Annotated in this window: 11 protein-coding genes; 8 read left to right on the forward strand and 3 right to left on the reverse strand. The window is 63.8% G+C overall.

Features of this window, described 5'->3' with window-relative positions; translation table 11 throughout:
- Positions 1–96 precede the first annotated feature (96 nt).
- Complete coding sequence (locus CXR03_RS09225; RefSeq protein ID WP_104103518.1) at positions 97–1,467, forward strand: alpha-amylase family glycosyl hydrolase; 1,371 nt, start codon at positions 97–99, stop codon at positions 1,465–1,467.
- 74 nt (positions 1,468–1,541) lie between these two features.
- On the opposite strand, the gene CXR03_RS09230 is transcribed toward CXR03_RS09225, so the two are convergent.
- Together CXR03_RS09230 and CXR03_RS18610 are read right to left on the reverse strand one after the other, a co-directional pair.
- Complete coding sequence (locus tag CXR03_RS09230; protein ID WP_104103520.1) at positions 1,542–2,936, reverse strand: hypothetical protein; 1,395 nt, start codon at positions 2,934–2,936, stop codon at positions 1,542–1,544.
- 121 nt (positions 2,937–3,057) lie between these two features.
- Complete coding sequence (locus tag CXR03_RS18610; RefSeq protein WP_258073620.1) at positions 3,058–3,525, reverse strand: DinB family protein; 468 nt, start codon at positions 3,523–3,525, stop codon at positions 3,058–3,060.
- Between the two features lie 518 nt (positions 3,526–4,043).
- Between CXR03_RS18610 and CXR03_RS18615 the strand changes: the two genes are divergently transcribed.
- From CXR03_RS18615 to CXR03_RS09265, 7 genes are read left to right on the forward strand one after another with little or no spacing between them, the layout of a single operon-like run.
- Positions 4,044–4,178, forward strand: coding sequence for a hypothetical protein (locus CXR03_RS18615; RefSeq protein ID WP_258073575.1), 135 nt, complete (start codon positions 4,044–4,046; stop codon positions 4,176–4,178).
- On the forward strand, positions 4,178–4,264 hold the full coding sequence (locus tag CXR03_RS09240; RefSeq protein ID WP_258073621.1) for a potassium-transporting ATPase subunit F: 87 nt from the start codon (positions 4,178–4,180) through the stop codon (positions 4,262–4,264). The genes CXR03_RS18615 and CXR03_RS09240 overlap by 1 nt, the downstream gene beginning before the upstream one ends.
- Positions 4,264–5,925 (forward strand): potassium-transporting ATPase subunit KdpA, encoded by a 1,662-nt coding sequence (gene kdpA, locus CXR03_RS09245; protein ID WP_104103524.1) that lies wholly within the window; start codon positions 4,264–4,266, stop codon positions 5,923–5,925. Before CXR03_RS09240 ends, kdpA begins: the two co-directional genes overlap by 1 nt.
- 11 nt (positions 5,926–5,936) lie before the next feature.
- Positions 5,937–8,147, forward strand: a complete 2,211-nt coding sequence (gene kdpB, locus CXR03_RS09250) for a potassium-transporting ATPase subunit KdpB (RefSeq protein WP_258073576.1) — start codon at positions 5,937–5,939, stop codon at positions 8,145–8,147.
- Positions 8,148–8,190: 43 nt separating this feature from the next.
- Positions 8,191–8,799: a potassium-transporting ATPase subunit KdpC gene (gene kdpC / locus CXR03_RS09255; protein WP_104103527.1), complete on the forward strand. Its 609-nt coding sequence runs from the start codon at positions 8,191–8,193 to the stop codon at positions 8,797–8,799.
- 3 nt (positions 8,800–8,802) lie between these two features.
- Complete coding sequence (locus CXR03_RS09260; protein ID WP_104103529.1) at positions 8,803–11,328, forward strand: DUF4118 domain-containing protein; 2,526 nt, start codon at positions 8,803–8,805, stop codon at positions 11,326–11,328.
- Positions 11,325–12,014 carry a response regulator transcription factor gene (locus CXR03_RS09265; RefSeq protein WP_104054321.1) on the forward strand — a complete coding sequence of 230 codons (690 nt, stop codon included), beginning with the start codon at positions 11,325–11,327 and terminating at the stop codon, positions 12,012–12,014. Before CXR03_RS09260 ends, CXR03_RS09265 begins: the two co-directional genes overlap by 4 nt.
- Here the strand turns inward: CXR03_RS09265 and CXR03_RS09270 are convergent.
- Positions 12,011–13,657, reverse strand: a complete 1,647-nt coding sequence (locus CXR03_RS09270) for a bifunctional aspartate transaminase/aspartate 4-decarboxylase (RefSeq protein WP_104103530.1) — start codon at positions 13,655–13,657, stop codon at positions 12,011–12,013. The genes CXR03_RS09265 and CXR03_RS09270 overlap by 4 nt on opposite strands.

Raw genomic sequence — 13,657 nt, forward strand, 5'->3', positions numbered from 1 at the left:
CGTCCCCTCCTTTTTGGTGTCCGGGCCAGTTGGCTGATGACACACTGGTACAGGGACATTAGCTCCAGGGACATTAGCGGCTGAAGGGGAATTCTCATGAGGACAACACCGGACTGGGTGCAGCACGCCATCTGGTGGCAGGTCTACCCGCTGGGCTTCACCGGCGCGGAACAGACGGCGCTGCCTGCGGATGCGGAGCCCCGCCACCGGCTGGCCCACCTCACCTCCTGGCTGGACTACATCGTGGAAATGGGTGCCTCCGGCCTGGCCTTGGGACCGGTGTTCGCCTCGGAGACCCACGGCTACGACACCACCGACTACTACCGGATTGATCCGCGGCTCGGCGATGACAGCGATTTTGACGAGCTCATCCGCGAAGCCCGCTCCCGCGGCATCCGGGTGCTGCTGGACGGCGTTTTCAACCACACCGGCCGTTCCTTCGCACCTTTCACAGAGGCCCTGGAGCAGGGACCCGGCGCGGCAACGGCAAATTGGTTCTCCTTCACCTGGCCCGATGCGTGGACGCCGGAGACCGAACCCGGTTACGCGGACTTTGAAGGCCACCACCAGCTGGTGGCCCTGAACCATGCCGAACCGGCAGTGGCAGACTTCGTTGCCGATGTGATGAAGCACTGGCTGCGCCGCGGTGCCGACGGATGGCGGCTGGACGCGGCGTACGCGGTGCCGTCGTCGTTCTGGGCGCGGGTGCTGCGCAATGTCCGTGCCGAATTCCCGGACGCCTATTTTGTGGGGGAGTACATTCACGGCGATTATCCGGCTGAAGTAACGGACGGAACGCTGGACGCGGTGACCCAGTACGAACTCTGGAAGGCGATCTGGAGTTCTCTGGTGGACGCCAACTTCTATGAGCTGGCTGCCGCCCTGGAGCGGCACAACACGTTCCTGGACACCTTTGTGCCGCTCACCTTCGTGGGCAACCACGATGTCACCCGCATTGCCAGCCGCCTGGAACCGGCTCCGGGGCAAAGTGCATTCCGGCTGGCTCAGGCCCTGGTGCTGCTCTTCACCCTTCCGGGCACCCCTTCCGTCTACTACGGAGACGAGCAGGGCTACCGCGGCGTCAAGGAGGACCGGGCCGGGGGAGACGACGACGTCCGCCCTTCCTTCCCTGCCACGCCGGACGAACTTTCCGCGGTGGGCCAGCCGCTGTACCGGCTGCACCAAGAACTCATCGGGCTGCGCCGCCGCCATTCCTGGGTGCATGCGGCCCGAACCCGGGTGCATTCGCTCAGCAACGAGCAGCTCGTCTATGAGGTGTACGACGGCGGCAATTCCCTGTTCGCGACACTTAACCTTGCGGATCAGGCGGTTTCCGTTCAGGTGCCTGAAGCAGCCGGCGATGTGCTGGCCGGCGACGGAGATCTGGATCCTCAGCCGGGGCAGCTGACGCTTCCGCCCGGCGGGTGGGTTGTACTGGCCGGGACGGATGCCGAGGTCGGTTCGTAGCCGGGTTAGGCGGTTCCGCGGCTGCGGTGATGCTGTGGGGTGGAGATTATTCTTCACCCCACAGCATCAATCAGTTATCCGTTTTTAGCCTGAGGAGCGAATTCAAGGTTCACATCCCGGATTTGATAGACGTGCTCCACGGACGCCGGTGAATTCTCGGCACTGCTTGAATCAGATTTGAGTGCCCCGGCCATTTTTACATCAGCGGAGAACGTGGCTTGGGGAGATGCTGACGGCACTTGGTACCAAATCTCCTGCCCTCCGCTGAAGACGCCTATATTTAGGTCGCCCACTTCCCCTGTGATGCTCTTACCATCGACCTGTACCGTTGGCGCTTCGATTGTTTTGGTCAGGTTGTAGAAGCCGCTCTTGTAGCTTTCTCCGTCCCACTTGGGTCCGTTGGTAGTCGTGCTGAGGGTCACTTTGAGCCAGGACATTCCTGCCGCAGGCCACTTTCGTTCCTGGTCGTAGGCCAGCCGCTCCGCCTTCACGTTGTAACTAAGGCTCCCGGAGAACGTGTTGTCTTCCTTAGCCGCGTTCATTGCCATTTCACCGCTGCGGCTATCGGATTCCTTTGGCTCGGTCTCCAAACCGCTGTACAGACCCGCAGCCACGGCATCATCCGTGCGGGATAGATCTGCCAACGACAGGTCTTGGTCCAGTCCGTCGTAGGTCAGCTGGAGGAGTGCCTTTTCGGCATCACCAGCCACCGGAACGACAACGGACTTTCCTTCGACTGTTTCAATTGGATACGTCTTGTCCCCGACAACTACCGCCATCGCGGATACGTCGGAAGAAGGCTCGAAACCACTGAGCTCGGAAAAGTTGATTGTCAGGAACCGCGTGCCCTCGGGAGCCTGCTTGCGGTTGCTGGCATCCCCAACGCGTTCAGACATTTCCGTGCTGACAACGCTTACGGTTCCAACCGGACTTTTCAGAACCCCGGGTTTCGCCGTTGCGGGCCCTGACTCATCCGGTGCCTGTCCGACGGGCAGCCAGAACGGCTTGTCTTTCTCCGCTACCGGAGCGTCGGGTTCATCCAGGTCCAGCTCAGCGGGCGGCTCCTTATCGTCCGGCCTGTACAACTGAGTGTTTGCCTGCAACTGCTGGCCGTGGGCAAAGATGCTTCCAGGTCTGAGGGAGTATTTGTCCTTATCGTCAGCAACGGACTCCCACTGCGTCCCGTCCCAAGTCGTTTCGTCGTCTCCCAGATAATGAACCGGCCCGCACACCGCTGCCTCGGCTACTGTGTCCTCACTAATCTGGAGATAGCAGCGAGAGTCATCGGAGACTGTAGCCTCCACTCCGTTAGCGACGGATTGTTTCCACGCGGCATCAATTTCCTCCATTGACTTTTCGACTTCTGAAAGTTCCTGGCCGTTATAGACGAGCTGCGGACCGCCGCAGCCGGTCAAGCCAATTACGGAGACAAAGACCGCTGCGGCGGCGCTTGTTGCTTTCTTCTTCATATATGTTCCCCCCAGGTTGAAGTGATGTCCTGCGCTTAACACTGGAACCCTACCTGCCGCGGAAAATTTTCGCGGTGCTTGTGGATAACAGGGGCATGTCGCCGGAACAGCTAGCTGCAGGTTAGGCGGTCACGCTGCTGCGACGAACAATAATTTGTTCGCGCAGAATGTCCGCGTGCCCGCAGTGCTGCGCCAGTTCACGGAGAACGTGAAGGTAAATCCACCGCATCGGCAGCGGTCCGCGGCGGTTCCCGTACACAATATCGTCAAGGTCCAGTCCGGCTGCTGCTTTTCGCGACTGTGCACAGACCCGGAGGTAGGCGGACAGCACTGAGTCGATGGTGTCTTCCGGAAGCAGGTCGAAGGATTCGTCCGGGCCGGCGGGACAACCGATGTCAGCCCGGGAGTGGCCGGTAATGGCCTCGTCAAACCAGACCTGCTCTACGAATGTCGCGTGTTTGACCAGTCCCAGCAGCGTCGTCTTGGAGGGGACCAGGGAAGTGCGCGCTTCCTCCTCGCTCATGGCCTCTAAACAGAGGCCAAGGTTCCCGCGGTGGTGATCAATAAACAGATGCAGCTGCGCTGCCAGCGGTGCGGCGAAAGCCGCGGTCTGATCGCTCGATGACGTGCTTGCCCCTGAACCCGGCCTGGTCCGGAAAAGCTTGGTGTGCTTGCGGACCAAATCGGCATGCTGCGGAAGCAGCTCCGGGCTGCGCGGGCCGAGCAGGTTCACCAGCGGCTCGTACCATCTCAGAACGCACAGCGCGTTCAGGCGGCCGAAAGCGATGATTTCATCCTTGGAAAGATCTTCTCCATTAATGAGGCGAACGACGGCGCCTTCCGCTCGGGCACCTTTGATGGCCAGGGCGAGGTCAGCACCGGCAATGCGGGTGTCCTCCCACGGACGCAGGGGCTCACCGGGGCGGTAGTTGGATGATTCCTGAATACCCTCGGGCAACTGTTCCATGCCTGATCCTAACAATCGTCCGCACGGTCATCCGGGGCCCGGAGGAGTATTTCGTTATGGTTCACCCTCGGGGCGTGAGGAATCCGTAAGGACTCCAAAAAGCGCCTCTTACCAAGGTTCTAATCGAAAAGGCGCTGATTGTGCCCATGCTGCCTGTCCGGCACCATGCGAACGAACCCCGGGAGTTTCCCTTGCTTGACGTAGTTATTGTGCTCGGTACGGCGGTTTTCTTCGCCGCCCTTGCCCTGGGCATCCGGGCGGTGGAAAAGCTGTGATGTTCTTCGACTTCCTGGCCCTTGCCCTGGCAGTTGCCGCAGCCGCCTATCTGTTGGCCGCGCTGATTCGTCCGGAGCGGTTCTGATGGGCGTTTGGCCGGCAGTGGCCTCTTTCCTGTTGGTGGCGCTGCTGTTGGCAGCGCTTTACCGGCCGCTGGGGGACTACATGGCCCGGTTTTACGCCTCCACCAAAAATCTGGCAGTGGAACGCGGTTTTTACCGGGTCATTGGCGTTGATCCGGATTCCCGGCAGTCGTGGCAGTCGTACACGCGCAGCGTGCTGGCCTTCTCCGCCGTGGGCATGCTGGTGGTTTACATGCTCCAGCGCCTGCAGCATCTGCTGCCGGGGTCACTGGGTCTGCCCTCCGTACCTGAAGGTCTTGCGTTCAACACGGCAGCATCCTTCGTGGCGAACACCAACTGGCAGTCCTATTCGCCGGAAGTGACGGTGGGTTACACGGTCCAGATGGCAGGACTGGCTGTACAGAACTTCCTATCGGCAGCTGTGGGCCTGGCGGTAGCCATTGCCCTGGTCCGGGCCTTCGCGTCCCGGAAGGAAGCGACGATCGGCAACTTCTGGACGGATATGACTCGGTCTGTGGTGCGGCTGCTGCTGCCCATCGCTTTCGTCAGTGCGCTGCTGCTGCTTTTGGGCGGCGTCATCCAGAACTTCAACGGCTTCACGCAGGTAACCGGCCTCGCCGGCGGCACCTCGACGATTCCGGGCGGTCCCGTAGCTTCCCAGGAAGCCATCAAGCTCCTGGGCACCAACGGCGGCGGATTCTTCAACGCAAACTCCTCGCACCCGTTCGAGAACCCGTCCGCCTGGACCAACCTGCTGCAGGTGGTACTGATGCTGGTCATTCCGTTCAGCCTGCCGCGCACCTTCGGAACTCTGATCGGAGACCGGAAGCAGGGATACGCGATCCTGGCCGCCATGGCCACTATCTTCACCATTTCCCTCGCAGCCATGACAGCCCTTGAATACTCTGCTTCATCGGCCCTGGCCGGCTCCATGGAAGGCAAGGAGCAGCGGTTCGGCATAGCCGGATCCACTCTGTTCGGCACCACCAGCACAGCCACCTCCACCGGCGCCGTGAACTCGATGCATGACAGCTTCAGTCCGCTGGGCGGCATGATGGCCATGCTGAACATGATGCTCGGCGAAGTGGCCCCGGGCGGGGTGGGATCAGGCCTGTACGGCATGCTGATCCTGGCCCTGGTGGCCTCCTTCATCGCCGGCCTCCTGGTGGGGCGTACGCCCGAATACCTCGGCAAGAAGATCGGCCCCCGGGAGATCAAGCTGGCCAGCCTCTACCTGCTGACCATGCCCACCCTCGTCCTGGCCGGCACGGCACTGAGCTTCGCTGTCCCCGGCATCCGCGAGGACATCACCGGGACCTCCATCTACAATCCCGGACTGCACGGCTTCAGCGAAGTGCTGTACGCCTTCACCTCGGCGGCCAACAACAACGGATCGGCGTTTGCCGGCTTGACGGCGAACACGCCGTGGCTGAACACCGCGCTGGGTTTGGCCATGCTGCTGGGCCGCTTCCTGCCGATGATCTTTGTGCTGGCCCTGGCCGGTTCGCTGGCAGCACAGGACCGCGTCCCGGTCACTGCGGGAACACTTCCCACCCACCGGCCCCAGGCCGTGTTCATGCTGTGCGGCGTCACCGTCATCGTGACCGCCCTGACCTTCTTTCCCGTACTCGCGCTGGGTCCCCTGGCGGAAGGGTTGCTCTGACCATGTCCACAGTGACAAGCAAAACCGACAAGTCCCCGCTTCGGCCGGACTCACAACAATCCGGGGAAGCACCGGACGGGCAGGACGCGGCGTCAGCAAACCGGGCGCCGGCCCGCGGCGGCTTTTCCGCCGCCCAGCTGGGGAAGGCATTTCCCGGCGCCCTGCGCAAGCTTGATCCGCGCATCATGTGGCACACCCCCGTCATGTTCATTGTGGAGGTGGGCGCCGCGCTGATTACCGTCATTGCAGTGGCGGAGTCCATCACCGGCGACGCGGGCACCTCGGGCGGCAGCGCCGTGCCCGGCGCTTTCACCTGGCTGATTGCGGCATGGCTCTGGCTGACCGTCATCTTCGCCAACCTGGCGGAATCCGTTGCCGAAGGCCGCGGCAAGGCCCAGGCCGCCTCGCTGCGGGCAACCCGGACCACCACTCCCGCGCAGCGGGTAACCGGCTATGACGCTGCCGGCGATCCTTCCGCGTCCCGCGCCACGGTGGAAGAAGTTGCGTCCGCTGATCTGGTGCTCGACGACGTCGTGGTGGTCACCGCCGGCGGGATCATTCCCGGCGACGGCGACATCATCGACGGCATTGCCTCCGTGGATGAATCCGCGATTACCGGTGAATCCGCTCCCGTGGTCCGCGAATCCGGAGGCGACAGGTCTGCGGTCACCGGCGGAACCCGGGTGCTCTCGGACCGCATTGTGGTGCGGATAACCAGCAAGCCTGGTGAGACTTTCGTGGACCGGATGATCCGCTTGGTGGAAGGAGCAGCCCGGCAAAAAACGCCGAACGAGATCGCCCTGGACATCTTGCTGGCCACCCTGTCCCTGATCTTCCTGGTGGTGGTGGTGACGCTGAATCCGCTGGCCGGATACGCCGGCGCAGCGGTCAGCATTCCGGTGCTGGTGGCACTGCTGGTCTGCCTTATCCCCACGACCATCGGGGCACTGCTCTCAGCCATCGGCATTGCCGGCATGGACCGGCTGGTCCAGCACAACGTGCTGGCGATGTCCGGCCGCGCCGTTGAAGCCGCCGGTGACGTCACCACGCTGCTGCTGGATAAGACCGGCACCATCACTTACGGCAACCGGCAGGCTGCCGCCTTCATCCCGGTGGCAGGAGCGGACCGCAACAAGCTGATCCTCGCCGCAGTGCTGTCCTCGGCGGAGGACCCCACTCCCGAGGGCAAATCTATTGTGGACCTTGCCGCCGGCATGGGGATCACACCGGTGAAGGACGCAGACGCCGTCAGCGTTCCGTTTACGGCCCAGACGCGCATGAGTGGGCTGGACTATGCAAATGGAACACAGATCCGGAAGGGTGCCGGCTCGGCCGTCATGGACTGGGTGGCCGAGTCCGGCGGAATCGACGTCGACGTACTGTCCGACCTGACCTACCAGGTGGACAAAATCTCCGCCGCCGGCGGCACGCCTCTGGTGGTGGCCATCCGGGAGGCCGATGGCGGACAGTCCGGCAGCAGTGCCCGGATTCTCGGCGTCGTGCACCTGAAGGACGTGGTCAAGGACGGGCTGAAGGACCGCTTCGCCGAGCTGCGGCGGATGGGTATCCGCACCGTCATGATCACGGGAGACAATCCGCGCACCGCCAAGGCGATTGCCGCGGAAGCCGGGGTGGATGACTTCCTGGCCGAAGCCACTCCGGAGGACAAGATGGCCCTGATCCGCAGGGAACAGGCCAGCGGCCAGCTGGTGGCAATGACCGGGGACGGCACCAACGATGCCCCCGCCCTGGCCCAGGCCGATGTGGGCGTGGCCATGAACACCGGAACGTCGGCAGCGAAGGAAGCCGGCAACATGGTGGACCTGGACTCGGACCCCACCAAGCTGATCGATATTGTTCGGATCGGCAAGCAGCTGCTGATCACCCGCGGAGCACTGACCACGTTCTCGATCGCCAATGACGTGGCCAAGTACTTCGCGATCATTCCCGCCATGTTCATGGGCGTGTTCCCGGGACTGGCCGTCCTGAACGTCATGGGCCTGCATTCTCCGGCGTCGGCAATCCTCTCCGCGGTGATCTTCAATGCCGTGGTGATCATTGCGCTGATTCCGCTGGCGCTGCGCGGCGTGAAGTACCGGGCAGCCGGTGCCTCCGGGGTACTGACCCGGAACCTGCTGGTCTTCGGCGTGGGCGGGGTGGTGGCGCCGTTCATCGGCATCAAGCTCATCGACCTCGCCGTGGCCCTGATCCCGGGGTTCTGATGACCGGCCCTAACATCTCCAAACACAACGAACAGGAAGCATCATGAGTACTGCACGAACGTCGGCGCGCCAGATGGGAGTGGCGGTCCGCAGCGTCCTGGTCCTGACAGCGGCACTGGGAATCGTTTATCCGCTGGCGGTTACGGGTGTGGGGCAGGTGGTGGCCAACCACCAGGCAAACGGGTCGGTGGTCTCCGTGAACGGGGAGGACGCGGGGTCCGCCCTGATCGGCCAGTCCTTCACCGATGCGGACGGCGCCGCCCTGCCTGAGTGGTTCCAATCCCGGCCCTCTGCCGCCGGCGACGGGTACGACGGCGGTGCCTCCAGCGGTTCCAACCTGGGCCCGACAAACCCGGATCTGGCTGCGGCGATCGATGAGCGCCGCGCCGCGGTCAGCGAACTGGAGGGCGTGGATCCCGGAGACGTGCCCGCGGACGCCCTGACGGCGTCGTCGTCGGGGCTGGATCCCCACATCAGCCCGGAATATGCCCTGCTTCAGGTGGATCGGGTAGCGGCCGAGCGCGAACTGGACCCGGTCGATGTCCGGGCGCTGGTGGAGTCCGCTGTGGAAGGGCGGCGCGGGGGAGTGCTCGGAGAACAGACCGTCAACGTGTTGCAGCTCAATATTGCCCTCCTGGAGTTGGACACTTAGGAGATGACACGAGGACAACTCCGGGTATTCCTGGGCGCTGCGCCCGGAGTCGGCAAGACGTACACCATGCTCGAGGAGGGGCGGCGCCTGCGGGACGAAGGCAGGGACGTGGCGGTGGCGGTGGTGGAGACCCACGGCCGTGCCGCCACGGCCGCCATGGCCGAAGGCCTGGAAACGGTTCCTCCGGTCCAGGTAAACCACCGCGGACTGGTCCTGTCAGAACTGGATCTGAACACAGTCCTCGCCCGGCGGCCGGACTATGCGCTGGTGGACGAACTTGCCCACACGAACGCTCCCGGATTGGCCCATGCCAAGCGCTGGCAGGATGTCCAAACACTGCTGGACGCCGGCATCAACGTCCTGTCCACCGTCAACATCCAGCACATCGAGTCCCTGAACGACGTGATCGAACAAATCACCGGCACCGTGCAGCGCGAAACGGTGCCGGATTCGGTGCTTCGGACAGCGGACCAGGTGGAGCTGGTGGACATCGCGCCGCAGCTGCTGCGCGGCCGGCTTTCACAGGGCATCATTTATCCTGCCGGCCGGGTGGATGCCGCGCTGTCCAACTATTTCCGGCTGGGCAACCTCACGGCGCTGCGCGAGCTGGCATTGCTGTGGCTGGCGGATGAGGTGGACAGTGCACTGAACAAGTACCGTGCCGAAAACGGAATCCGCAATAAGTGGGAAGCCCGCGAACGGGTGGTGGTGGCCCTGACCGGCGGACCGGAGGGGCAAACCCTGTTGCGCCGCGGAGCCCGGATTGCCGCCCGATCCGCCGGCGGGCAGCTCCTGGCGGTTCATGTGACCAGCCCGGATGGCCTGCGCGGCGGAGATCCGGGCGAGCTCGCCTCCCAGCGGGCATTGGTGGAGAAACTGGGCGGCACCTTCCACCAAGTGGTGGGTGCGGATATTCCGCACGCACTGGTGGATTTTGCCCGCGGCGTCAACGCCACCCAGCTGGTCATAGGTGTCAGCCGCCGGCCGCGGATCCAGGCACTGCTGACCGGTCCGGGAATCGGTGCCACAGCGGTGCGTGAATCCGGCGATATTGACGTGCACATCGTCAACCATGCCTCTGCTGGCGGACGGCCGGTCCTGCCGCGGCTCGGCGGCGCCCTGACGGTGCGCCGCAGGCTCTGGGGGCTGGCTCTGGCGCTGGCCGGCGGTCCGCTCCTGACCTGGGCGCTGGTGCTCATGAGCACGCCGGAATCCATTACCGGAGATGTGCTCAGCTACCAGCTGCTCGTGATCCTCGTTGCGCTCGTTGGCGGAATCTGGCCGGCGCTGTTCGCCGCGCTGCTCTCCGGCATTACCCTGGACTATTTCTTCATCCAGCCCCTGTACACCGTCTCCGTCGCCACGCCCGCGCACATCCTGGCCCTGGTGCTGTACCTCGTCAATGCCATGCTGGTCAGCTTCGTAGTGGACCGCGCGGCCAGGCGTTCCCGGGCGGCACGCCGTTCCGCGGCGGAGTCCGAACTGCTGGCATCGGTGGCCGGAAACGTCCTGCGCGGTGAGGATGCCACCGCCGCCCTGGTGAGCCGCACCCGGGAAGCTTTCAGCCTGGAGTCGGTCCACCTGATGGCCGACGGCGTTCAACTCGCCGCAGCGGGAGCCCGCACGCCGTCGGGCGCCGCATCTCTGGTCCTGCCGGTGGGGGAACACGCGGTACTGGAACTGTACGGCAGAGATCTGGAAGCGGCAGACCGCCGCCTCCTGGCGGTCATTACCGCCCAGCTCGAGGCGGCACTGGACTTTGGCGACCTTGCCGAAACAGCCAAAGGGTTGGGGTCACTGGCCGCTGCGGACAAGGTCCGCACCGCGCTGCTGGCCGCCGTCGGGCACGATCTTCGCCGCCCGCTGACAGCAGCCACCGCAGCGGTAACCGGTCTGCGGGCACCGGACGTGCAGTGGAGCGAACAGGACCGCGCCGAACTGCTGGCCACCGCCGAGGAATCATTGGCAACACTCTCGGAGCTGGTGACGTCCCTGCTGGACGTGAGCCGCCTGCAGGCCGGAGTGCTGGGTGTCAGCCTGGCTCCGCTGGATACCGCCGACGTCGTGTTGCCGGCGTTGGAGGAGCTGGGGCTGGGTCCTGCGGAAGTAGAGCTGGAGATACCTCCCGCCCTGCCCCCGGTGTTGGCTGATACGGTGCTGCTGCAGCGGGTGCTGGTCAACCTGCTGGCCAACGCGGTGCGTTTCTCACCGCCGGAGGCGAAAGTGGTGCTGGCTGCAAGTGCGTTTGCCGGCAGGGTGGAAATTCGCGTCATAGACTGTGGGCCCGGGATTTCAGCGGAACGGCTGGAAGATGTGTTCCTGCCCTTTCAACGGCTCGGGGATACCGACAATCTGACTGGTCTGGGCTTGGGCCTGGCACTTGCCAAGGGTTTTATGGAAGGAATGATGGGGACGCTGGAAACCGAGGACACCCCGGGAGGCGGACTGACCATGGTGCTTTCGCTTCCTGCAGCCGCCGTTGAGGAAACAACGGAGCAGAGTGCCGGAAGTGCGGGCGGCACGCTGTGAAGATTCTGGTGGCCGACGACGACGTTCAAATCCTCCGTGCGCTGCGCATTACCCTTTCCGCTTACGGATACGAGGTGGTTACGGCGGCCGACGGCGCAGCTGCTGTCCGCAAGGCAGTCGAGGAACATCCGGAACTGATTGTGCTGGATTTGGGCATGCCCCGGCTCAGCGGCATGGAGGTTATCGAAGCCGTTCGGGGTTGGAGCCGCGCGCCGATCCTCGTGATCTCCGGCCGCACGGATTCCGCAGACAAGGTCCGTGCCCTGGATCTGGGTGCCGACGACTACGTCACCAAGCCATTCGCCACCGAGGAGCTGATGGCGCGGATCCGTGCTCTGACCCGCCGCGGCCCGGCGGCTCCTGAGCAGTCCGAAGTGGTCTTCGGCGGGGTACGGGTGGACCTGGCCGCCAAGGCTGTGGTCCGCATCTCCGACGGGTCCGCAATCCGCCTGACTCCCACCGAGTGGCGGTTGCTGGAGGCACTGGTGCAATACCCGGGTCGGCTGATCAGCCAATCCTCCCTGCTGTCCGCGGTGTGGGGTCCCGGTACCACCGACACCGGTTACCTGCGCCTGTACATGGGGCAGCTGCGGCGGAAACTGGAAGCAGATCCTGCGGCTCCGGTCCATCTGATCACCGAGCATGGATTGGGCTGCCGGTTTGTACCGGACTCGGCGGCAGGCTAGCCGCCCTCCGTAAACGACCGGTGGTAATCCTCGAGGATTCGCCGCGTTGCTGCGCCAATGGCGCGGTACTCAAAATCGGTCAAATTCGCCAGTGACACCCGGACCGAGGGAACGACGACGTCGAACCCCTTGCCCGGGAGCAGCACCACGCCGGTCTCCGAGGCAAGCCGCAGCAGGAACCGGAGCCCGAGGTCCTCCCGGGAGACCAGCCAGGCGGCAAACTCCTCACCATAGAGACGCGACCCCAGTTTCCGCAGGTCTATCAGGCTGTAGTACCCCACGTCGTCGGGCGCCGGAGTGGGCGCCACACCCATGTTCCGGAACAGGGTGTTGTACCGCCCCCGAATCAGGGCTTTTGCTGCGTCCTGGTAGCGGTCCAGCCGATCCATGAGGCCGTGCAGGGCAAAGAGCACCATCTGCAACTGCTGCGGACCCGAAATCCCGGCGGTGTGGTTCAGGGCCACGGAACGGCTGTCGGCCACCAGCCGGTCAATGAACTTCAAGCCGGGCACGTCAGTGGTCAGGGAGGAGTACCGTGCGTTCAGCCGTTGCTTCTCGCCGGCAGGCAAGGCATCCAGCAGATCATCGATCACGTTTTCCTGGTGCAGCGCGATGGTACCCAACCGCCAGCCTGTGGCTCCGAAGTACTTGGAAAAGGAATAAACGCACAGCGTGTTCCGCGGACAAACGGCAAAGACGGAGACAAAGTCATCGGCGAAGGTGGCATACACGTCATCGGTGATGATGATCAGGTCCGGCCGCTGATCCGCCACCAGTCGTGCAAGCCGCTCGAGGACCGCCTGCGGCTGTTTGGCAGAGGGCGGATTGCTCGGATTGACCAGGCAGAACACCTTAATGGCCGGATCCAGCAGTTTCTCCAGTTCGGTGTTCGGCAGTTGCCAGTCCGCTGACTCGTCCATGACAACCTGCACCACGTCCAGGCCGTAATCCGGCAGCAGCGGGATTTCCAGGTACGGGGAGAAGATCGGAGTGGCCAGGGCAATCCGGTCACCGGGGGTGATGAGTCCGTTAAGGGCAAGCGAAGAAAAAATGTAGGTCATCGCCGCCGTTCCGCCTTCGGTGGGGAACACGTCGACGGCGCCTGCAGGGATCTGCCCGCCGAACAGTTCCTGCCCCAGATACGCGCGCAGAACCTCCTGGGTCTGGGGCAGCACCCGTGGCGGTGTTGGATAGATGCAGCCCAGGAAGGCTGTCACCATCTCCTCAAGAAACGCCTCCCGGTCCAAGCCCAGCTGATCGTGCACGTAGCTCACTGCGGACCGCAGGAAGTGCAGACCCTCCCGCTGCGGATCATGCACCACAAACGCGTTGAACCGTCCCAGCATCCCCTTCTGCTCCGGCAGCCCGCCGAAACCGCTGTCCAGGTATGAATATGAACGTTCGGACTTCGACACGGCGAAATCTCCGAGCGCCAGGAACGCCCGTCGCGGAAGAGTGGCGAGGAAGTTGGGATTGCCGCGCCCGGCGTTCAGCATTAACCGCTCGGTTCCGGAGGCGGCAGCGATCAGCCGGTCCTTGAGCTCAAACGGACTCAGCGAAGCCAGGGCGGCCAAGTCCTGCTCCTGCTCCCGGTTCTGCTCCTGGTGACGACTCTGCTCCTGGTGGGAAGGTTTCTTGTCCAT

The sequence above is a fragment of the Arthrobacter sp. 08Y14 genome, from assembly GCF_002929455.1.
GTDB classification, from domain to species: Bacteria; Actinomycetota; Actinomycetes; order Actinomycetales; family Micrococcaceae; genus Arthrobacter_B; species Arthrobacter_B sunyaminii.

Coding starts and splice junctions, on each gene's coding strand:
- CXR03_RS09270 (WP_104103530.1), bottom strand. CDS start 13,657: ATGGACAAGAAACCTTCCCACCAGGAGCAGAGTCGTCACCAGGAGCAG.
- CXR03_RS09260 (WP_104103529.1), top strand. CDS start 8,803: ATGACACGAGGACAACTCCGGGTATTCCTGGGCGCTGCGCCCGGAGTC.
- kdpA (WP_104103524.1), top strand. CDS start 4,264: ATGGGCGTTTGGCCGGCAGTGGCCTCTTTCCTGTTGGTGGCGCTGCTG.
- kdpC (WP_104103527.1), top strand. CDS start 8,191: ATGAGTACTGCACGAACGTCGGCGCGCCAGATGGGAGTGGCGGTCCGC.
- CXR03_RS09225 (WP_104103518.1), top strand. CDS start 97: ATGAGGACAACACCGGACTGGGTGCAGCACGCCATCTGGTGGCAGGTC.
- CXR03_RS09240 (WP_258073621.1), top strand. CDS start 4,178: ATGTTCTTCGACTTCCTGGCCCTTGCCCTGGCAGTTGCCGCAGCCGCC.
- CXR03_RS09230 (WP_104103520.1), bottom strand. CDS start 2,936: ATGAAGAAGAAAGCAACAAGCGCCGCCGCAGCGGTCTTTGTCTCCGTA.